The following is a 417-nucleotide window of genomic DNA, read 5'->3' on the forward strand; positions in this document are numbered from 1 at the left end:
TTTTTGTACTTGTTTTTCATTAACAGCCGCTAAAGACGGGGAAGCAGAAAGAACCAATAATGTCGATACAATCGTTCCAGTTACAAATTTTTTACTAATCATTTAAATACCTCCTAGAAATATTTTACAAATACAAGAAGATATTAACATGTTTAGTAATATTTGTATTGTTTGATAATTTGATAAAAATTAAACTGAATATTCTATTATTATATACACAGATACAAACTTTAAAATTCTTTATAGGGGTATAACTAAAAAGGAGAAAAACAAAGTAACTCGGCCGAACTTAACAGATGAAGAAAAAGAACTAATCGTGAACATGTTGTTATGTTCCCTATTATCTGAAGAAGAAATATTAATTACATATTATGAAGATGGTTATTTACTCTCAAGTAATATGACTGTTGTTGATAT

At 26.6% G+C, this 417-nt stretch carries 1 protein-coding gene; it reads left to right on the forward strand.

Annotated features, from left to right (window positions below; all coding sequences use genetic code 11):
• Nucleotides 1–205: 205 nt before the first annotated feature.
• On the forward strand, nt 206–417 hold a 212-nt coding region (locus tag V7038_RS28705; RefSeq protein WP_335696031.1), incomplete at its 3' end, for a YolD-like family protein.

The organism is Bacillus sp. JJ783, from assembly GCF_036963225.1.
Taxonomy (GTDB): domain Bacteria; phylum Bacillota; class Bacilli; order Bacillales; family Bacillaceae_G; genus Bacillus_A; species Bacillus_A cereus_U.